This window comes from Mesorhizobium sp. WSM4829, from assembly GCF_055811475.1.
This window is the reverse complement of sequence record NZ_JBVVQJ010000031.1, coordinates 1-18,266: the sequence shown is the minus strand read 5'-3', so window position 1 is coordinate 18,266 and position 18,266 is coordinate 1. Positions and strand designations below refer to the sequence as shown.

18 protein-coding genes are annotated in these 18,266 nt (G+C 64.6%); 5 read left to right on the top strand and 13 right to left on the bottom strand.

Annotated elements, in window-relative coordinates; genetic code table 11:
• Nucleotides 1–357 precede the first annotated feature (357 nt).
• From AC0L17_RS25045 to AC0L17_RS25035, 3 genes are all read left to right on the top strand, one after another.
• The gene (locus tag AC0L17_RS25045; RefSeq protein WP_473517776.1) at nt 358–1,263 is read left to right on the top strand and encodes a bestrophin family protein; all 906 of its coding nucleotides are present in this window, start codon (nt 358–360) and stop codon (nt 1,261–1,263) included.
• A gap of 124 nt (nt 1,264–1,387) precedes the next feature.
• On the top strand, nt 1,388–1,798 hold the full coding sequence (locus AC0L17_RS25040) for a DoxX family protein (protein ID WP_473517775.1): 411 nt from the start codon (nt 1,388–1,390) through the stop codon (nt 1,796–1,798).
• Nucleotides 1,799–1,943: 145 nt separating this feature from the next.
• Nucleotides 1,944–2,207 carry a YMGG-like glycine zipper-containing protein gene (locus AC0L17_RS25035; RefSeq protein ID WP_473517774.1) on the top strand — a complete coding sequence of 88 codons (264 nt, stop codon included), beginning with the start codon at nt 1,944–1,946 and terminating at the stop codon, nt 2,205–2,207.
• A gap of 75 nt (nt 2,208–2,282) precedes the next feature.
• On the opposite strand, the gene rpsP is transcribed toward AC0L17_RS25035, so the two are convergent.
• The 7 genes from rpsP to AC0L17_RS25000 all read right to left on the bottom strand — a co-directional run bounded on the left by rpsP (nt 2,283) and on the right by AC0L17_RS25000 (nt 9,414).
• Nucleotides 2,283–2,684: a 30S ribosomal protein S16 gene (gene rpsP / locus AC0L17_RS25030; RefSeq protein WP_027153676.1), complete on the bottom strand. Its 402-nt coding sequence runs from the start codon at nt 2,682–2,684 to the stop codon at nt 2,283–2,285.
• A 44-nt stretch (nt 2,685–2,728) separates the two neighbouring features.
• Nucleotides 2,729–3,055, bottom strand: a complete 327-nt coding sequence (locus AC0L17_RS25025) for a chorismate mutase (protein ID WP_023803766.1) — start codon at nt 3,053–3,055, stop codon at nt 2,729–2,731.
• Between the two features lie 7 nt (nt 3,056–3,062).
• Nucleotides 3,063–4,691: a signal recognition particle protein gene (gene ffh / locus AC0L17_RS25020; RefSeq protein ID WP_473517773.1), complete on the bottom strand. Its 1,629-nt coding sequence runs from the start codon at nt 4,689–4,691 to the stop codon at nt 3,063–3,065.
• Between the two features lie 324 nt (nt 4,692–5,015).
• Entirely contained in the window at nt 5,016–5,978 is a 963-nt protein-coding gene (locus AC0L17_RS25015) for a lysostaphin resistance A-like protein (protein ID WP_473517772.1), read from the bottom strand.
• 330 nt (nt 5,979–6,308) lie between these two features.
• Nucleotides 6,309–6,908: a DUF1236 domain-containing protein gene (locus AC0L17_RS25010; protein WP_023803769.1), complete on the bottom strand. Its 600-nt coding sequence runs from the start codon at nt 6,906–6,908 to the stop codon at nt 6,309–6,311.
• 63 nt (nt 6,909–6,971) lie between these two features.
• Nucleotides 6,972–8,066 (bottom strand): zinc-binding metallopeptidase family protein, encoded by a 1,095-nt coding sequence (locus AC0L17_RS25005; RefSeq protein ID WP_473517771.1) that lies wholly within the window; start codon nt 8,064–8,066, stop codon nt 6,972–6,974.
• A gap of 100 nt (nt 8,067–8,166) precedes the next feature.
• The gene (locus AC0L17_RS25000) at nt 8,167–9,414 is read right to left on the bottom strand and encodes a flavin monoamine oxidase family protein (protein ID WP_473517770.1); all 1,248 of its coding nucleotides are present in this window, start codon (nt 9,412–9,414) and stop codon (nt 8,167–8,169) included.
• A 267-nt stretch (nt 9,415–9,681) separates the two neighbouring features.
• Here AC0L17_RS25000 and AC0L17_RS24995 point away from each other — a divergent pair, with 267 nt between their 5' ends.
• Nucleotides 9,682–10,476, top strand: coding sequence for a lytic murein transglycosylase (locus AC0L17_RS24995; RefSeq protein WP_473517769.1), 795 nt, complete (start codon nt 9,682–9,684; stop codon nt 10,474–10,476).
• 118 nt (nt 10,477–10,594) lie between these two features.
• On the opposite strand, the gene AC0L17_RS24990 is transcribed toward AC0L17_RS24995, so the two are convergent.
• Nucleotides 10,595–11,524 (bottom strand): hypothetical protein, encoded by a 930-nt coding sequence (locus tag AC0L17_RS24990; RefSeq protein WP_473517768.1) that lies wholly within the window; start codon nt 11,522–11,524, stop codon nt 10,595–10,597.
• Nucleotides 11,525–11,584: 60 nt separating this feature from the next.
• Nucleotides 11,585–12,190 (bottom strand): 3-isopropylmalate dehydratase small subunit, encoded by a 606-nt coding sequence (gene leuD, locus AC0L17_RS24985; protein WP_023803774.1) that lies wholly within the window; start codon nt 12,188–12,190, stop codon nt 11,585–11,587.
• Nucleotides 12,191–12,342: 152 nt separating this feature from the next.
• Between leuD and AC0L17_RS24980 the strand changes: the two genes are divergently transcribed.
• Nucleotides 12,343–12,768: a GNAT family N-acetyltransferase gene (locus tag AC0L17_RS24980; RefSeq protein ID WP_419695245.1), complete on the top strand. Its 426-nt coding sequence runs from the start codon at nt 12,343–12,345 to the stop codon at nt 12,766–12,768.
• Between the two features lie 66 nt (nt 12,769–12,834).
• On the opposite strand, the gene AC0L17_RS24975 is transcribed toward AC0L17_RS24980, so the two are convergent.
• The 4 genes from AC0L17_RS24975 to AC0L17_RS24960 form a co-directional block, all read right to left on the bottom strand.
• A complete protein-coding gene (locus tag AC0L17_RS24975) occupies nt 12,835–14,001 on the bottom strand; it encodes an NAD(P)/FAD-dependent oxidoreductase (protein WP_473517767.1) in 1,167 nt (388 codons plus the stop codon).
• Nucleotides 14,002–14,067: 66 nt separating this feature from the next.
• Nucleotides 14,068–15,564: an ATP-binding protein gene (locus AC0L17_RS24970; protein WP_473517819.1), complete on the bottom strand. Its 1,497-nt coding sequence runs from the start codon at nt 15,562–15,564 to the stop codon at nt 14,068–14,070.
• A gap of 59 nt (nt 15,565–15,623) precedes the next feature.
• Nucleotides 15,624–16,319: a response regulator transcription factor gene (locus AC0L17_RS24965; protein WP_287240072.1), complete on the bottom strand. Its 696-nt coding sequence runs from the start codon at nt 16,317–16,319 to the stop codon at nt 15,624–15,626.
• A gap of 3 nt (nt 16,320–16,322) precedes the next feature.
• Nucleotides 16,323–17,879: a DUF4153 domain-containing protein gene (locus AC0L17_RS24960; protein WP_473517766.1), complete on the bottom strand. Its 1,557-nt coding sequence runs from the start codon at nt 17,877–17,879 to the stop codon at nt 16,323–16,325.
• Nucleotides 17,880–18,266: the final 387 nt, after the last annotated feature.

Below are 18,266 nucleotides of genomic sequence, written 5' to 3'. Positions count from 1 at the left end.
CCGCGGGGCGCCGGACGACCGGCGGCCCGCAGTCGCGGGCTCGGCCTTCGGCCGTTAGCCCCTTCTCCCCGTTCACGGGGGTGAGAAGTGGTCCGCGAAGCGGACGGAAAGCCAATTGCTTGGCTTTCCGAACGACGAACGCCCGTAGCGACAGCGAAGGGCCAGGGTGCCGGCAGGCGGATGAGGGGCGGCACCGGCGCCTCAGTTAGGTCGCGTCGGGCCGGCATCACCTGGCCCTGCTCTGCCCTCAAACCGGCAAGACGACATCGCCATGTCGCTGGCGGCTGGGCTTGTGCGTGTATTGCGTCGCACAATGGAACCGATCAGGATCATTGCCGGTCCGTGAAAGGGGTTTCGATGATCGTTCGCCCGCGCCCGGGATTTTTGCATCTGTTCTTCATCATGCGCGGCTCGGTGGTGCCGCGCATCCTGCCGCAGATCTTCGGCTTCGGCATTTATGGCGCACTGGTGGTGCTGGCGGTCAGGGCCCTGCAGCTTGACCTCGGCAATGCCGGGCCCGCGCCGCTCGCCTTGCTCGGTGTGGCGCTGTCGATCTATCTCGGCTTCCGTAACAATGCCGCCTATGACCGCTGGTGGGAGGCGCGCAAGCTGTGGGGCGAGCTTGTGTTCGACATTCGCAATCTGGCGCGCGCCAGCACCGGGTTGATCGAGGATCGGGTCGAACTGCGCGGGCTGCTGATGGAGGCGATCGCCTTCTGTCACTTCCTGCGCGGCCTGCTTCGGCGGGTCGATGCCACGACCGACGCACGCGCGTTCATCGATGAAGCGGCCGAAAGTGCTGCCAAGCTGGCCAACCCGCCGGACGCCATGCTGCGGCGGATGGGCGAGCGAGCCGCCGCGTTGTACAGGGCCGGCGCAATCGATGTCATGGGCTACCGCATTCTCGACGAGCGCCTATCGCAAATCGCCGCAGCGCAGGCCGGCTGCGAGCGCATCATGGGAACACCGCTTCCGTTTGCCTACACGCTGCTGTTGCAGCGCACCGCCTATGTCTTCTGCCTGTTGCTTCCGTTTGGGCTGGCCTCGACTGCCGGTTGGGCGACGCCGCTGTTCACGGCGCTGATCGCCTACACCTTTTTCGGCCTCGACGCGCTTTCGGAGGAACTCGAGGACCCGTTCGGCACCGAGGCCAACGACCTCGCCCTCGACGGGCTGTGCCGCGTCTGTGAAATCTCGGTGTTCGAGGCGCTCGGCGAGGCGCCGCCAAAAATGATCCCCGCCAAAAAATACTATTTTTCCTAGGGTTTGTTCCCACGCTCACCGAAGCACCGTGCGCTGGAAAAATCATAAGCGTGTCGGATCGCCGCCTCACGCCGCGTCCTTGGTTCGACCCTCGCCAAGAGGGCTCGAAACAACCGGAGGACCAATGACCATGTCTCAAACAGCATCCGTCACGCCGAGCGCGCTGTGGACCGGCCGCGGGCTCAGCGCCCTCATCGTGCTGTTCATGACCTTCGACGGCGTCATCAAGCTGCCGCCGCTCGATGTCGTCACCCAGACCATGGTGCAACTCGGCTGGCCGGCCGATCCCGATGTCTCGCGCATGCTCGGCATCGTCGGGCTGGTCTCGACCGCGCTCTATGCGGTGCCGCGCGCCTCGGTGCTCGGCGCCGTCCTGCTCACCGCCTATCTCGGCGGCGCCATCGCGACCCACGCGCGTCTTGGCAGCCCGCTGTTCTCGCACACATTGTTCGGCGTCTATCTCGGCCTCATTCTGTGGGGCGGCCTTTTCCTGCGCAATCCCGGGGTGCGCTCGCTGATCCCGTTCAGCCGATAGCGGCGGCGTCAAAAGCCTTTCAATGGCGGTCGCGCCGCCAGAGAGGGCGCCGCCACCCTTCTTCCTTGTCCTTGGATCAAATCGCCCGGTTGCGAGTTAGACGATGTGGGGCGAGGACGGAAAACCCCATTTGGGAGGAGCGACGATGAAGAAATTGGTGGTCCTGATCATATTGGCAACCACGCTCGCAGCCTGTTCCCGGACAGAACAGGGCGCCGCGGTCGGTGGCCTGGGAGGCGCTGCTGTCGGCGCTGCCGTTGCAAATGACCCGGTGGAGGGAGCTGTTGTTGGTGGTGCTGTTGGCGCCGTCGCCGGCGCACTGATCGGTCGTGCGACCGAACCCGGCCGGTGCCGCTATAGCGATCGCTATGGACGCGTCTACATCGCCCGCTGCCCGGCAGGCTATTAATCGGGCCGCGTTTAGCTCCGACGAACTAAAACGGCGGGCAAAGCGCCCGCCGTTCCGTAAGCGATAAAAAGCGGATTATTCGGCGGTCGCGGCTTCCGCCTCGGCCGGCGCGGCTGCCGCGGCGGCAACAGCGGCGGCTGCATCGTCCTGCGCCTTCTTCAGAAGTGCGGCGCGCTCCTGCGCCTTCTTGCCGGGCTCGGCCTTCTTCGGATTGGAGCGGGCTTCACGCTTGGCGATGCCGGCCTCGTCGAGGAAGCGCAGCACGCGGTCGGTCGGCTGGGCGCCGTGCGAGAGCCAATGCTTGACGCGGTCGGCGTCGACCTTGACCCGCTCGCCGTCCTTGGGCAGCAGCGGGTTCCACGAGCCGAGCGACTCGATGAAACGGCCGTCGCGCGGCGAACGGGCGTCGGCGACGACGACGTGGTAATAGGGACGCTTTTTCGAGCCCGCACGGGCCAGTCGGATTTTCAATGGCATTTCTTTTCTCCTAAAACGCTGATTTTCGGGTTTACGGCTGGTCCTCAGCCGGTTTTCGTTCCGCCGTTGGATGCGGCGATATGCTCGTGATGGCGGATCACTTCGCGGACGACGAAGTTCAGGAATTTCTCCGCGAAATCCGGGTCGAGATGGGCGTCCTTCGCCAGTTGGCGAAGGCGGGCGATCTGCTGCTGCTCGCGCGCCGGATCGGCCGGCGGCAGGCCATGCGATGCCTTCAGCTCGCCGACCGCCTTGGTGCAGCGGAAACGCTCGGCCAGCATGTGGATGAGCGCTGCGTCGATGTTGTCGATCGAGGCGCGGTAGTCGACCAGCGCCGCGCGTGCGTCGGCCATGTCCTTCTCTTCGTTCATGGCGCCCTCACTTCTTCTTGCCAGGGGCGTTCTTGCCGAGCATTGGCAGACCGCCGCCGGATCCTGGCAAACCAGGAAGCTTCATGCCGCCGGGCAGCCCAGGCAGACCACCGCCACCTGGGAGGCCACCGGGAAGACCCTTCATGCCGCCGAGACCGGCTGCCTGTGCTTGCTTCTGCAAGGCTTCGAGCTGCTTGGGGTCCATCCTGGACATGTCCGGCATGCCGCCGCCCATCATGCCGCCCGGGCCACCCATGCCCCCTGGCATCATGCCGCCGAGTCCCATCTTCTGGGCCAGACCGCCCATCATGCCGCGCATCAGGCCACCGCCTTTGCCCTTGCCGCCCATCGCTTTCATCATGTCGGCCATGCCGCGGTGCATCTTCAGGAGCTTGTTGATCTCGGCCGCATCGGTGCCGGAGCCTGCGGCGATGCGCTTCTTGCGCGAGTGCTTCAGAATATCGGGGTTGGCGCGCTCGGCCTTGGTCATCGACGAGATGATGGCGAGCTGGCGGCCGAACATCTTGTCGTCGAGACCGGCGGCAGCCATCTGGTCCTTCATCTTGCCCATGCCCGGCATCATGCCCATGATGCCGCCCATGCCGCCCATCTTCGACATCTGCTGAAGCTGGCCGGCAAGATCGTTCAGGTCGAACTTGCCCGACTGCATCTTCTTGGCCATCGCCGCCGCCTGCTCGGCGTCGATGTTTTCGGCAGCCTTTTCGACGAGGCTGATGATGTCGCCCATGCCGAGAATGCGGTCGGCGATGCGCTTGGGATGGAATTCCTCCAGCCCGTCCATTTTCTCGCCGGTGCCGATCAGCTTGATCGGCTTGCCGGTGACGGCGCGCATGGAAAGTGCCGCACCACCACGGCCGTCGCCATCCATACGGGTCAGCACCAGGCCGGTGATGCCGACGCGCTCATCGAAGCTTTTTGCCAGATTGACGGCATCTTGGCCCGTCAGCGAATCGGCGACCAAAAGGATTTCGTGCGGCGACGAGACCTTCTTGATGTCGGCCATCTCGACCATCAGCGGCTCGTCTATATGGGTGCGGCCGGCGGTGTCGAGGATGACGACGTCATGGCCGCCGAGCTTTGCCGCCTGTACGGCGCGGCGGGCGATGTCGACCGGCGTCTGGCCCTCGACGATCGGCAGCGTGGCGACCTTGACCTGCTCGCCGAGCTGACGGAGCTGCTCCTGCGCGGCGGGACGCCGCGTGTCGAGCGAGGCCATCAGGACCTTCTTGTTCTGACGCTCGGTGAGGCGCTTGGCGATCTTGGCCGATGTAGTGGTCTTGCCGGAACCCTGCAGGCCGACCATCATGATGACGACTGGAGCCGGTGCATTGAGGTCGATGGCGACGCCCTCGGCGCCCAGCATCCCGACCAGCTCGTCATGGACGATCTTGACGACCATCTGCCCGGGCTTGATCGACTTCAGCACGGCGGCGCCGACGGCCTTCTCGCGCACCTTGTCGGTGAAGGAACGCACCACTTCCAGCGCAACGTCGGCCTCAAGCAGCGCACGGCGCACCTCGCGCAGCGCCGCCGAGACATCGGCCTCGGACAGGGCGCCGCGGCCGGTGAGGCCGTTCAGGATCGAACCAAGACGTTCCTGTAGCGATTCAAACATTCTTCTTCCTTTTCCCTGGCACCCGGATGATGCCCGAGAGGTAATGCGTTCGCGCCCAGTATCCAACCCAAGCTGTCCAGGCAAAAGCCCAAAGCCAAAAAGCACCCGGGGGCGCACAGCGCTGCCGGATGTTGGCCTCCAGGATCGATTTACAGCACGTCGCCTCAAACAGGCTTCGGCGTCCCGGTCGGCTTGCTCGGAGGGATACTCGTCGCGGAATTCGCGGGCTGTAGACAGGAAATCGGCCGCGGAGTCAAGGTGCGGGGCCGAATACGCTGAACCGGGCCGGTTTGGTTTATGGCAGCACCACCAGCGTGATGCGCATCAGCTTGGGCCGCCGGGGTGCGAAAAATCCGGCTCGACCTTCAGCGGCGAGCGCGGGTGCAGCAGCAGCAGAACGGTCAACAGGCTGCAGACGATGCCGATCGCCGCGATGAGGACGGCATCAAGCGTCGTCCAGCCGGGGCCTTCGAGCGGCTTGGCGTTGAACAGGGCGAAGGAATTGTAGCTTTGCTGGTGCGAAATTAGCAGGAAGCCGGTCAGATTGTTGCCGAGGTGGGCGCCGAAGGCCGCGCCGAGATTGCCCGTGGCATAGACCACAAGCGTCAGGAGCAGCGCAAAAGCGGCGATCGAGGCCAGCACGCAGGCGTTGATGGCGGTCGTCGAGCCTGGGTTCCAATGCATCGCAGTGAACAGAAGTCCTGGCAGCAGCGCCCAGATGAAGGGGTTTTGAAAGCGGTTGGCCAGGCCCCTGAGGAGATAGCCGCGAAACAGCACCTCTTCGGACGAGGTCTGCAGCAGGGTCAGCGCGGCGATCGGGATCAGGAACAGCAGCCAGGACGACAGGCCGATCGCACCGCGCGCAATGTCGGGCTGCAAGAGATAGAGCAGTATCTCGGAGAGCAGCGATGTGACCAGCACCGCAGCCAATCCCCTAAGAAATCCCGAGCGCGAAACGCGGCGGCTGGTGCCGATCAGCGCCATCAGCGGCTCGCGATGGACCCAGCGCATGGCAGCCCACAGGCCGAGCCAGATTCCGGCAAAGGAGGCGAGCGCGGCGAGGATCCCGGCGGGTGAGGCCATGAAATTCTGCACCGCCCCTCCTTCTATCGGGGCGCCGGACGATGCTTGCCAGACGACGAAGAAATAGGCGCCGCCGAACAGCACGGCGACGGTCGTCGCGACCCAGAACAGGACGACGATCGCCGTTCCGAGCAGGAGCCGCGGCAGGGTCGTCTTGGTGTTGGGAGTATGCCGGTAGCGCTCGAAGGCGGCAGGGTCTTTCACGCGGGCTCACAGGCTGGTGCTTCGGGTCGCATGATCTATTCGATCGGGTCGTGCCGCGCAATCGTCACCATTCGGCCCCAAACGGCAATCGCTTCAGCCCGTCATCCCTTTCCTGGCGTTGGCGCCGCCCCTCACCTGCCTGCCGGCATCCTCTCCGCTAGACGGGGAGAGGGGCGCTCTCATCAACGATTTCGCTAATCGCCAGCATTGCAAGAAAGGCCCCCTTCTCCCCGTCACTATACGGGGAGAAGTGCCCGGCAGGGCGATGAGGGGCAGTGCCGACTTCAACAATTCCGTCAATTGTCTGAGGCGATTGCCCGTTCGGCACCGTCAGCGCTCGACGTACATGATGCGTCGGGTGCCGGGGTCGACCAGTGCCGGCTGACCGTTCACATAGACATAGCGGTAGTCATAGTCCGGAATCTCGCGCAACTCGACGGTATCGGGCAAGGTCGCGCCGGTAACCACCTCGCCCTCGAGATAAACCGGGTCGACCCGGTTGGTCTCGATGTAGGTGCGGACTTCGGCCGGCGGCCGCCTGATCGGCTCGATCGGCTCGCCAGCGACGATCGCTCCGGTATAGATGTCGGGATCGTCGACATCGGCGGGGGCTTCGACGATGGTAATGTCTGCGTCGGCCGGGCGCCGGGTCAGGACGACCTCGTTGCCGCCGAAATCGGCCGTCACATAGTCGGAATAGATCCAGCCCTGGCCATTGGCCTCGGCTATGGTGCACCATTTGCTGTTTTGGATGCAGCCATCGAGCGTTGCCGACTGGCCGGCGGCGAGCACGCCGATCACCGGGTATTGCGGCCCGGGGCCGGCGCGAATGTTGAGATCGGCGACCGCCGAAACGGCGGTATCGGCCAAAGCTGTGCCGGACATGGCGACAAGCGCTCCGGCGACAGCAGGAAACAGTATGCGCTTCATGGTTTCGCTCCGTGTTGATGGTCCCTCGCGAACGAAAACGAAACAAGACCTCATGCGTTCCGGCTAAAACGCCTCGGCCGGCTCACGTTTTGTTCCGGTTTCTTTCACGACACCGGTCAGGAGTTCATGGACGAAGGCCAGCTTCTGTGCCGTCAGCTCCGAGATGACGAAGGGATAGAGGTCCGGCAGGCCCATGCAGCGGTTGATCGAGTTGGACGCTTCCGACAGCACCAGCCAGCGGGCCAGGATCTTTTCGAACGGTTCGGGAACGGCGGCAGGTTCAGACGGCGCCGGCTGGAGCTCGCCGCCGGTGTCGCCCCGCGACAGGTCGTTGGCCTCCACTGTTTCCAGCCGGCCGAGCGGGAAATTCAGCGCATGCACCATCTCCAGCGTATCGGCGATGTGCAGATGGTGCGCCCATGTCTCGGCCCAGTCCTCCCAGGGATGGGAGGCGGCATAGGCGGAAATGTGGTCCTGCTGCCAGTCGGGCGGCGCGCCATTGGCATGGTAGGTCTTCAGCGCCTGCTCGTAGTCGGCGCGCTCGTCGCCGAACAAGGTGCGGAAGGCGGCAAGCCGTTGCGGGTCGTCGCGGATCAGGCGGTCCCAGTAATAGTGGCCGAGCTCGTGGCGGAAATGGCCGAGCAAAGTGCGATAGTTCTCGCCCATCTCGACGCGCCGTCTTTCGCGCTCGGCCGAGTCCGCCTCGGCGACATTGAGTGTGATCCGGCCGTTGTCATGGCCGGTCAGGATGCGCGCGCCACCCGGACCGCCGATCGGATCGGCGAGAAAGTCGAAGGCGAGGCCAGCCTCGTCGCCGGCGTTCTGCTTGGGTGCGACCGGCAGTCCGGCGGCGAGCAGCGAATAGATTGCCCGCTTCTTTGCCGCTTCGACGCGGATCCAGCGACGGCGGTTGCCCTCGACCGAAAGGTCCGGGATCAGCTGGTTCAGCGCGCAGGCGCGGCAGAAGGCATGGCCAGGTTCCGCCATCCAGTTGCAGGCGCACTCGTCGGCATTGGTGCACTGGAAAACGCCGCCGGCGCCAGACAGCACGAAGCGCGCATGCCCGGCATCGTAAAGCACGGGGCTGGCGCAGTTCAGGCACTGGGCGTTCTCGAAATAGAGGCGGTGGCCGCAATGCGGGCAATCGAAGAGCTTCATCCCAATCTCGAATCACCAGGTCTCAAATTATGTGGCCCGGATATAGTGCGCAGCGGCATATCGCCCAAACGCCTGTCGGCGGCCGGCGTTCCTGCTGTTGCTATTTTGCCGCAAGCTGGGCGGCGACCGTTCTCGCCACCGCCTCGCCCGATAGCCTGGCGCCGCCGCAGGTCTGCATCAGCGGACCGGCCAGATGCTCGCCGGCGAAGAAGATTTTTTCCGCCACCGGCTGCATCAGCGTGGCGCGCGCCTGCGAACGGCCGGGTCGGGCCGCCGCATAGGCGCCGCGCACGAACCGCTCGCCGCCCCAATTGGTCATCATGGCGCGCCCGACATGTTTTCTGACGTCGCCGCCGAAGATGGCGCACAGCCGGTCGACGACGAAGTCGATGCCTGCCGCCTCGCCCGCCGCCGACATCTCCCAAGCGAAATCGCCGCCGACGAAGCCGACCATCAGGTCGAGGTCGAAGGGAAAGCAAAGGAAGTAGATGTCGTGCCTGGCCAGCCGCTCGATCAGCAGGTCGTCGAACGGCGCCAGCCCGAGCCTTGTGCCCCTGATCTCAACCGGCAGCTTGGTCAGCATGCCCATCGGCAGGTCGAAGAAGGCAGCGAAATGCCTGTCCGGCAGCGCCGGCGCGAATTCGATCTCCTCGAAGGCGAGCACCGCCGGCGAGGCGGTGACGATGGCCGCCTTGGCGCGAATGGTGCCGCGATCGGTGACGCAAGCGACGCCGGGCACGTCCCAGAGGATTTTCCGCACCGGCGTCGACAGCTCGACCGGCACGTCGGCGCCGAAACGGGCGACCAGCGCGCCGAACCCCTCCTTGGTGAAGTAGTTCGGATCGAGATCGGCGGCAGCCTGAAAGTCGCGGATCGATATCTCGTCCTCGTCGGCGCCGAAGTCCATCGGCCCGGCGAAGGTGGCGGCGGCGCGCGGCGCATGGCCCCTGGCGAGCAACGCCGAAAGCCGGTCGTCGTCACCAACCTTGACCTCATGCGCCGCCAGCAGCTCGAACAGCCTGATATCGGCCGCCTTCATCGCGGCCTCTTCGTCCTCGCTCGCCTTTCGGTTGCGATAATAGAGATGGTCGATATTCATGTCGTGATGATGAAGCGTCCAGCGGGCAGCTTGCGCCTCGGGAAAGTAGGGATTGCGGTTGGCCGCGTGCAGCCAGGCGCAGCCGATGTCGAAAGGAACGCCGAAATGCTGGTCGCTGGTCCAAGCGCGGCCGCCGATACGGTTCATCGCCTCGACCAGCTTGAAGGAAAGGCCGGCCGCACGCAGGGTCTTGGCGGCGGAAAGTCCCGCCGAGCCGGCGCCGATGACCACGACGTCAACGTCTTCCATGAATATTCTAGCCCCCCGCCACAATAATTACTTGATCGTAAGCAAGTTGTCCGGCATTCGCCAGCGCTGCGGCGAGGATGCGTAAACGAGTTCTTAGCGCATCGGCCCCGAAAGTCGGTTCCGATTCTCGGAAAGCACGATGCGCAGATTGTAAAGTGCTGGAGCGTACTGCGTCCAAGCGGACGCACGTCGCTCCAACGGTGACAAGCGGGCGTTTCGCTGGCAAATTCGTATTCGGGACAAGATTCAGGCAACCAGGAGAGCAACATGGCATTTTTTGCCAAGGCAAAGATTTTCGCAGCGGCGGCATCGATGATGCTTGCGGCGGCAACAGCGGCACAGGCCGCCCAATGCGGCAAAACGGGCGCGGGCTTCGAAGCGTGGAAGGCGGAGTTCGCGCAGGAAGCAAGGGCCAGCGGTGTAGGCTCGAAGGGTCTGGCCGCTCTGGCTAGTGCGACCTACGCAAAAAGGACGATCGCCGCCGACCGCGCTATCCACAAGGCTTTCGGTGGCTCGGTGGATGCTTTCATGAAGCGCCGTGGCGCGTCCACGATCATTTCCAAGGGCCGTTCGCTGAAGAAGTCGAACGCGGCGCTGTTCGACAAGATCGAACGGACCTACGGCGTGTCGCCGGGTGTGTTGCTCGCTATCTGGGGGATGGAAACCGGCTTCGGTTCCTTCTTGGGCAAGCAGAATACGGTCTCTGCCATTGTAACGCTTGCCTATGATTGCCGCCGCCCGGAGTTCTTCTACCCGCATGCTGTTGCAGCCCTGAAACTGGTTGATCGCGGCGCGCTGAGCGCCTCGTCGGTCGGCGCCATGCATGGCGAGATTGGCCATACGCAGTTCCTGCCCGGAAATGTCTTGAAGTACGGGGTCGGCAGCGGAAATCTGCGCGACAAGGCCACTGCGTTGGCTTCCACCGCCAACTTCCTCAAGGCTCATGGTTGGCAGGCGGGTGCCAGCGCACAGGCGAATCTCGGTGCAATTGCCGGCTGGAATGACGCGAGCAACTATCAACAGGCCATCGCCCGCATCGCCACGGCGATCGACGGCCAGTGATACAAGTCTCTATTCGACGGAAAGCCCGGCCATGCGCCGGGCTTTTTTGTCGATGGTCTGAGGTTACGACTGCCGCCGCTTGGCCCCGCGTCGGGAACGAAGGCATGAAGCAGAGAAGCTAATTCGGCGAACCGAGCGCCTTGTCCATCGCTTCCCTGACCTCGGCCGGCCACGTGTTCACCGCCGGCCACGCATCCGGCTCGGGCTTGTCGCCGCGGCGGGCGAAATAGAGCTTGTGGTTGGCCGGATCGATCGCCATGAAGCCTTCGTCGCCGCCGCAATCATGCGGCATGCAGCCGCTGGCGTGGAAGACGCCCGAGGTGGTTTTCTCGGTGCCGCCGCCGACCAGCAGGCTGGTCGCCATGTCGGGCATCTCCTTGCCGAGCAGCGTCGCGGCTTGCCTGTAGATGGCCTCGTTATGGAAGGCATCGACGATGCTGTCGTATTTCGCCGGGTCGACATCTTTCCAGCCGGTACCCGGCTCCGGCATGTAGGCGAGGTTGCCCAAGGTCGACAACCCGCCGGTCGGCGACCATTGCAGCGCCGGCTTCGATTCGCCCGGCAAGAGATTAGGCACGAAATAGATGGCGCCGTCGGATAGCGCGGCCGGCGGTGCGCCGCATTCATCCTGCTCGACGGTGGTCGTCTGGATCGTGCCGCCTTCCGGCTTCCACACGATCACCTTGGCCGGACCGCATTGATTGCCGCCGTCGCCGACATCGACCAGCGCCACCGTGACGCCGCCGACCTCGACAATCCTGTCGAAGAAGACACCGTAATTGCGCGCCAGCTGCTTGCCGTCATAGGCCAGCACCTTCTCGCCATAGTCTTCCTGCTGGGTGATGGTCAGCTGCCCATTCTCGAACGGGACCGGTGCTTGGCCGTCATCCTCGGCCAGGGCCGCATTGCTCGACGCGCCCAGGTCGGCGGCCCCGCCGGACGCATCGTCAGCCGGCACGAGCACCGTGTCGGTCTGTGCATGCGCGCCAGCCACCGGCATCAGAATCCACGCCAGCGCCCAGGCGCCGGCAAGCAGCGAACGTGTCATGCCTGTCCCTCCGTGCAGCCGCCACGAACCCGGCCTGTCGCGGCCGGGTCATCCTACCGTTCAGGCCCAGGGCCGCAGCTCGGCGTTCTTCTTCTCGAACGAGGCGATGGCGTCAGCCTTCTCCATGGTCAGGCCGATATCGTCGAGCCCGTTCAAGAGGCAGTGCCGCTTGAAGTCGTCGAGGTCGAACTTGACCACGCCGCCGTCCGGACCGCGGATTTCCTTGGCTTCGAGGTCGATCGACAGCGTTGCGTTGGAGCCGCGCGAGGCGTCGTCCATCAGCTTGTCCAGATCCTCCGGGCTGACGGTGATCGGCAGGATGCCGTTCTTGAAGCAGTTGTTGTAGAAAATGTCGGCGAACGAGGTCGAGATGACGCAGCGTATGCCGAAGTCGAGCAGCGCCCAGGGCGCATGCTCGCGCGACGAGCCGCAGCCGAAATTGTCGCCGGCGACCAAGATCTGCGCCTTGCGGTAGGCCGGCTTGTTGAGCACGAAGTCGGGGTTTTCCGAGCCGTCGTCCGTGTAGCGCATTTCGGCAAACAGTCCGCTGCCGAGCCCGGTGCGCTTGATCGTCTTGAGATAATCCTTGGGAATGATCATGTCGGTGTCGACATTGACGATCGGCATCGGCGCGGCAACGCCGGTGAGCTTGGTGAATTTTTCCATAGGTCTTGCCCGTCTTCTTTTCGCTGCGGGGATGTATTGGCGCCCGGTTTACACAAAGCTGCAGGCAAATAAAAGGCGGCTGTTTTCGCAAGCTTTGGTCCTAGAGCACGGACCGCTTCAAAGTTGCCGCCCTATGGTGCACCTTGGCCGGCATGACAACACGTCCCAAAGTACTCTACGCCAGCGAACCGAACCTCGACGCAGCCGAGTTCCGCCGCGTGCTGGTGGAATCCGGCCTCGGCGTCACTCGGCCCATCGATGACGACGTCCGTCTGAAGGCGATGCTTGCCAATGCAGATCTGGTGTTGACGGCGCGTCTCGATGCGCCTGGCAAGCCGCTGATCGGCCTCGCCCGAGGCATCACCGACTTCTCGTGGGTGTGCTATATTTCCGAGCTCGCCGTCTGCAAATCGGCGCAAGGGCTCGGCATCGGCAAGGGCCTGCTCGACGAAGCGCGGCGGCAGCTCGGGCCATCCGTCGCCATGTCACTGATCTCCGTGCCCGACGCCGTCGGCTTCTACGAACGGATCGGTATGACGCGGATGGCGGATGCGTTCTGGTTTGGCCGCGAGCGCTGACGGCTGGCCTTGCGGTGCGGAACCCTTTGGTGACCGAGGGACAGCACCCCCCTCTGTCCGCCAGCCTCAGATCACATTCAACTCCCTGAAAGCCCGCCCCTCGGCAACGCGCTCATACCCAAACGCCGAGCAGTCCACCGTGCGGTAGCCGCCATGCACGATCAGCTCGGCCAGCGCCTTGCCGACCGCCGGCGCCTGCTGCAGGCCGTGGCCGGAAAAACCGTTGGCGAAGAGAAAATTCTGCACCTGCGGATGCGGGCCGATCACCGCGTTCTGGTCGAGCGTGTTGTAATCGTAATGGCCGGCCCAGGCGCGCGTCGGCTTGATCGCCTCGAAGGCCGGGATGCGGGTCGCCAGCACCGGCCAGATCACCTCTTCGAACAGCGGCCAGTCGGGCTCGAAATCGCTGGGATCGGCGGGGCCGTCGCCGTCTTCCGGCTCGGCCCCGCCGGTGATGTAGACCGAGCCTTCCGGCCTGACATAGATGCCTGAGGGATCGACCAGCAGCGGCATGTCGTCATATTTCTCGCGCGCCTCGAAGATGAAGACATTGCGCTTGCGCGGTTCCACCGGCAGCACCAGTCCGGCCATTGCCGAGACTTTTCCGGCATTCGGCCCGGCGGCGTTGACGACGATGCCGGCGTCGAGCCTTTCGCCATTGTCGAGGCTGACGCCGGTGACACGGTCGCCCTGCCGTTCGATGCCGGTCACGTCGGCGGTGATGAAATCGATCTTTTTGTCGCGCAGCGCCTTGCGGAACAGCATCAGCATGGCATGCGCGTCGAACCAGCCCTCGCCGCTGCGGCCATAGGCGCCGGCGGTGATGCCCTCGGCCGACAGCCATGCAAACCGGCGGACGAGCGCCTCCGCATCCTCAAGCACGATGTCGGCGCCCTCGGCCAACTGCGTCTGGTGGTTTGCCCTAAGGATCGGCAACCCGTTCTCACCGGCAAGGATGAGGTAGCCACCTTCGCGAAAGCCGATATCGGCGTCGGTCCCGAACTCTTCCTTCAGCCGCCGGAACAGTTTCAGCGTGAACTGCGACAGCCGGATGTTTTGCGGAATCGAAAACTGCTGGCGGATCGAAGCGCAGGACAGCGTCGTCGCCGCATGGGCAAACTGCGGGTCGCGCTCGACCAGCGCGATCGAGCCCGAAAACCCTTCCGCGCGCAGATAATAGGCGATCGAGGAGCCGACGATGGCTCCGCCGATGATGACGACGTCGTAGCGCACTTTTTCGCTTCTCCAGTTCTGAAGCATGATCCCGAAGCCGGTTTTCTGAAACGATCATGCTGCAATTCATACAGCCGGCAAGATGATCTCGAAGCGCGTGCCGCGCTCGGAGTCAACCAGGCGGATCGTGCCATCATGCGCTTTCAGCAGGGCCAGAACGATGCCGAGGCCCATGCCGGTGCCGCCGCAATCGCGGCGTGTGGTGAAGAATGGCTCGAAAATACGCGCGCGGTTGCTCGGCGAAATGCCGGCGCCGTCGTCGCTCACCTGGATCGTCGCCTTGCCGCCTGCGCTCGCCGCCGTGATCGAAACCAGCGTCGCGCCATGCCGCGCCGAATTGTCGATGAGATTGGCGAGTACGATCGCTGCGTTCTCGGCCGAGATGCGCAGGCCGGTCTCGCCGCCCGCCTCGACCCGAAGCGCCAGCCTGTCCCCGGTCGGCAACAGCGCCAGGGCCGCAGTGAGCGACGTGCTTTCGCCGCTGGGCGCAAGATTTTCGGCGCGCGCCAGGTCGAGCAGACGACGCACCAGCAGATTGAGCCGCCCGGCGTCGGTGACGATATTGTCTGAAAACCGCCGCCGCTCGGCCTCGTCCATTGCGCTACCTGAATCGCGCAGCAGTTCGGCCGCCCCCTGGATCGCCGTCAGCGGCGATTTGAGCTCGTGCGAGACATGGGTTGCGAAGGTCTGGATGCTGTCGGAGCGCGCATGCAGCTTTTCGGCCATCTCGAGGAAAGCGTCGGACAGCGCTGCCATCTCGCGCGTGCCATGATGGTCGAGCGGCCTGATCGCTGCGCGATCACCGGCGGCGATGCGCTTTGTCCGCTCCATCAGCGCGTAGATCGGCCGGCTGACGGTGCGAAGGAAGATCAGGCCGATGAGCAGCGTGCCGCCGAGGATGGCGATCGCCGCCAGCACCACCTTGCCGCGCTCGCCATAAAGATGCTTGACGATGTTGTTCGGCGTCCGCGACAGATAGACGACGCCGGCGACCTTGCCGTCGACGGCGACCGGCATTGCGACGAAGACGCGGACTCTCGTGCCGCGGCTGACCGAATAGAGCGAAGGTGGCGGCTCGTCTGATATCCTCTGCCTGAGCGCGCTGGCATAGCGGCCGGCAAGTGCTGCGCGAACCTCGCCGACGGCGCCGAGCGACAGGCCGATCTCCTCGCGTCCGGCGATGACGACGCCTTTGGGATCGAGCAGCCGGAAGCCGGCAAGCGTGGTTTTCTGCGTCTCGGCAAGAATGCCCGACAGCCGCGCGCCGATCGCCGTGAAGGCGGGATCGACGGTGGCGGCTGTCGCCGCGGGCCGTGTCGCCAGAACCCTGTCGGAGGCGAGATCGAGACGCGGCTCGATCGGCCGGTAGGGAGAGTCCGGATTGTCGCTGTCGGCAGGCACGGCCGCGCCGAGCTTTTCAGCCGCGATGCCGGCGTCGCGGACCTCTTGCGCATGGATGGCGGCAAGGGCGGCACCTTGCGCAATCAGCTCGGCCTCGGTCTGGCGGATCAGCTGGTTCTCGTAGAGCCTGAAGAAGAACAGGCCGACCAGCGGCAGCGCCATCACCATGATCAGGATGGCGACAACGATGGTGGCGAGGCGCGGCCGCCATTTATGCGCGGTCACGCGCCGCACCGGCCGAGCCGGAAGCCGACGCCATGCACGGTCTCGATCGCATCCGTGCAGCCGGCCGCCGCCAGCTTGGCGCGGATGTTGCGGATATGGCTGTCGACGGTGCGGTCGGCGACATGGATGTTGCCGGCATAGGCATTGGCCATCACCATGTCGCGCCCAAGCACATGCGCCGGGCGCGCCAGAAACCCCTTCAGGATGGCGAATTCGATCGAGGTCAGCACTAGCGGCCTGCCGTCGAAGCTGGCGGCGTGGCTGGCCGGCAGCAAAGCCAGACGGCCGTGCAAGAATTGCCTGTCGTCGGCCTGTTCGGCTTTTGCCGGGCGGGCGCGCCGCAGGATGACGTTGACGCGGGCGACCAGCTCGCGCGGGCTGAACGGCTTGGTGACATAGTCGTCGCCACCCATTTCGAGCCCGAGGATGCGATCGATTTCTTCATCACGCGCGGACAGGAACAGCACCGGCACATCGGATGTGTGCCGCAGCCGCCGGCAGACCTCCAGCCCGTCCATCTCCGGCATGCCGATGTCGAGCACGACAAGGTCGGGCGCGCGGCGCTCGATCGCCTGCAAGGCGGCGGCGCCGTCGGCTACCGCAACCGTTTTCATGCCGGCCTTTTCAAGTGCGAAACAGATGATCTCGCGGATGTGCGGATCATCGTCGGCGATCAGGATGTGATGCGGCATCGATCAGCGGCCCGGCACGAAGGGTTCGGAGCCCTGAGGAACCACGAACGGGATAGACGTGTCGAGAGTGCGAAGGAGCCGCCAGTCGCGAAAGCTCCAGGCGCGCCAGTTTTCCTGGGCCGCGCGGTAGCGGGCCTCGTCCTGTCCCAGCAAACGGGCGAGTTCGCGGTAGGGGGAAAAGCTGGCCGCATTCGTCCTGGCCTGCTGCTCGAGGAAGCGATCGAGTGCCGGCCGGGCGCTGGGACCGAGCGAACGCAGGTACCAGAAATCGAGCTCGGTTCCGTGGCCGGTCATTTCGAATGAGTGCTCGACATTGTAGTTGGCGATCAGGGCGGCAAAATTGATGAACGAGCAGGCATAAAGCGTCGCCGATAGCGTCAGAAGATTGGCGGAAAGCAGCCATTCATTGGATTTTCCGAGCGCGATGCGGGCGATGATCAGGACAAGGCCCGCCGCAACCAACCCCATCCAGACGAAGGCGGCGACGCGCCAGTAGGTCAGCGCATAGATGCCGACATAGAGTTCAAGCCGCAGGATCGACGAGATGACCAGCACGATGTTCTGCGCCACCCAGACATAGACCAGCCGGCGGATGAACGGATCGCTGGAAGTGGCACTTCCCGGCCTGAGCGCCGCCAGCACGAAACCGGCGGCGAGCAGCGCCGTGACGATCAGCGGATAGGCGCCGCGATGCGCATAGGCGGCGTAGGTCAGCCCGTCGGGCAGGGCGATGCCGCCCCACAGATAGGTGGCGTCGAGCGCGGTCTGCATCGCGAACAGGATGTTGAAGATGACAAGCGCGCGAAGGATGGCGGCCTTGCCGAAGATGATGTCCTCGATCGCCCTGGCGGGTTTTGTCGTCGTCGTCACCGCGCTGACAGGGACAGGTGTCACCCGACGCGCAATGCGGCGCAAGAAGCGCGGCAGGCGCGGGCGCAAAAAAGCCCAGACGCCGGCAAGCACGACCAGCCAGAAGGCCAGCCGCGGCAGCTGGATGAGGTCGAGCAGTGCGTGGAGATCGATCAGCGACAGCCAGTATTCGATAACCGGATTGGCGGCGCCGAACAGCGCCAGAAACACTACGCCCAGGGTCAGCGGCATGATCCAGACGGCGATCGCCGCGAAGCCGATGCGCCGCCGGCCAAGCCGCCGCGCCGCCTTGCGCCAGCGGACGAAATCGTGGACGAACCGAAACGGCGCTGCGAGCAGGAACAGCGCGACCTGGCCGGCAATGCGGGCAAATCCGCGCCGCAGCCGCCCGACCAGCGAAAGCGTAAAGACGGCCAGCGCCGCAAGCCCGATCGCGACGGACAGCGCGCTGACATTTTCAAGGAACGGCAGTAGCCCGACAAGCAGGGCAACGGGTTTGAACCAGGCCCGGCCGGCGCCGAGCGCCGACGGCTGGAGCGCCGCGGCCGCGGCGGCCAGCGTCATGCCGAACAGGAAGAGCGTGATGCCGACCGGCTGCCCATAGAAGAAGAAATCGGCCAGCGCGGCAAGCAGGACGGCAACGCCGAAGCGCGCGCAAGTGCCCGGCGCGGCGGTAAGCAGCGATGTCATGATCGGGTTTTCTCAGCGGCTTTGATCCGGCCGCGGGGCGGAGATTTGCGGATGAAGGGAAAGAGAGTCGCCGAATGCGGCGGATCGACGAGCCAGCAACCGTCATTGCGGAGGGGCAGGGACCAACGGGGCTTTTCGCGCTCTTGCATGCCGTCCTTTTCGCCGGCCGAAATGCAGGCAGCGAGGCGGGTCCGAGGAGATTTTCCGCAATGTTGTGCAGTTTTTGTGCAGGGCAATCACTTCAGGTTTGAATCCGCCCGTCACCCCCTTCCGGGCGCTTGCGCTGCCCCTCACCTGCCTGCCGGCACCCTCTCCCCGTATAGTGACCTATCGGATTCACACATCGAGCGTGGCTCCGTACTTGATGGCTTGGAACTCTGCGAGGCC

Coding starts and splice junctions, on each gene's coding strand:
- AC0L17_RS24980 (WP_419695245.1), top strand. CDS start 12,343: ATGACAACACGTCCCAAAGTACTCTACGCCAGCGAACCGAACCTCGAC.
- rpsP (WP_027153676.1), bottom strand. CDS start 2,684: ATGCCATTGAAAATCCGACTGGCCCGTGCGGGCTCGAAAAAGCGTCCC.
- AC0L17_RS24990 (WP_473517768.1), bottom strand. CDS start 11,524: ATGACACGTTCGCTGCTTGCCGGCGCCTGGGCGCTGGCGTGGATTCTG.
- leuD (WP_023803774.1), bottom strand. CDS start 12,190: ATGGAAAAATTCACCAAGCTCACCGGCGTTGCCGCGCCGATGCCGATC.
- AC0L17_RS25010 (WP_023803769.1), bottom strand. CDS start 6,908: ATGAAGCGCATACTGTTTCCTGCTGTCGCCGGAGCGCTTGTCGCCATG.
- AC0L17_RS24965 (WP_287240072.1), bottom strand. CDS start 16,319: ATGCCGCATCACATCCTGATCGCCGACGATGATCCGCACATCCGCGAG.
- ffh (WP_473517773.1), bottom strand. CDS start 4,691: ATGTTTGAATCGCTACAGGAACGTCTTGGTTCGATCCTGAACGGCCTC.
- AC0L17_RS25035 (WP_473517774.1), top strand. CDS start 1,944: ATGAAGAAATTGGTGGTCCTGATCATATTGGCAACCACGCTCGCAGCC.
- AC0L17_RS24960 (WP_473517766.1), bottom strand. CDS start 17,879: ATGACATCGCTGCTTACCGCCGCGCCGGGCACTTGCGCGCGCTTCGGC.
- AC0L17_RS25000 (WP_473517770.1), bottom strand. CDS start 9,414: ATGGAAGACGTTGACGTCGTGGTCATCGGCGCCGGCTCGGCGGGACTT.
- AC0L17_RS24995 (WP_473517769.1), top strand. CDS start 9,682: ATGGCATTTTTTGCCAAGGCAAAGATTTTCGCAGCGGCGGCATCGATG.
- AC0L17_RS25040 (WP_473517775.1), top strand. CDS start 1,388: ATGACCATGTCTCAAACAGCATCCGTCACGCCGAGCGCGCTGTGGACC.
- AC0L17_RS25045 (WP_473517776.1), top strand. CDS start 358: ATGATCGTTCGCCCGCGCCCGGGATTTTTGCATCTGTTCTTCATCATG.
- AC0L17_RS25005 (WP_473517771.1), bottom strand. CDS start 8,066: ATGAAGCTCTTCGATTGCCCGCATTGCGGCCACCGCCTCTATTTCGAG.
- AC0L17_RS24970 (WP_473517819.1), bottom strand. CDS start 15,564: ATGGCGCTGCCGCTGGTCGGCCTGTTCTTCTTCAGGCTCTACGAGAAC.
- AC0L17_RS25025 (WP_023803766.1), bottom strand. CDS start 3,055: ATGAACGAAGAGAAGGACATGGCCGACGCACGCGCGGCGCTGGTCGAC.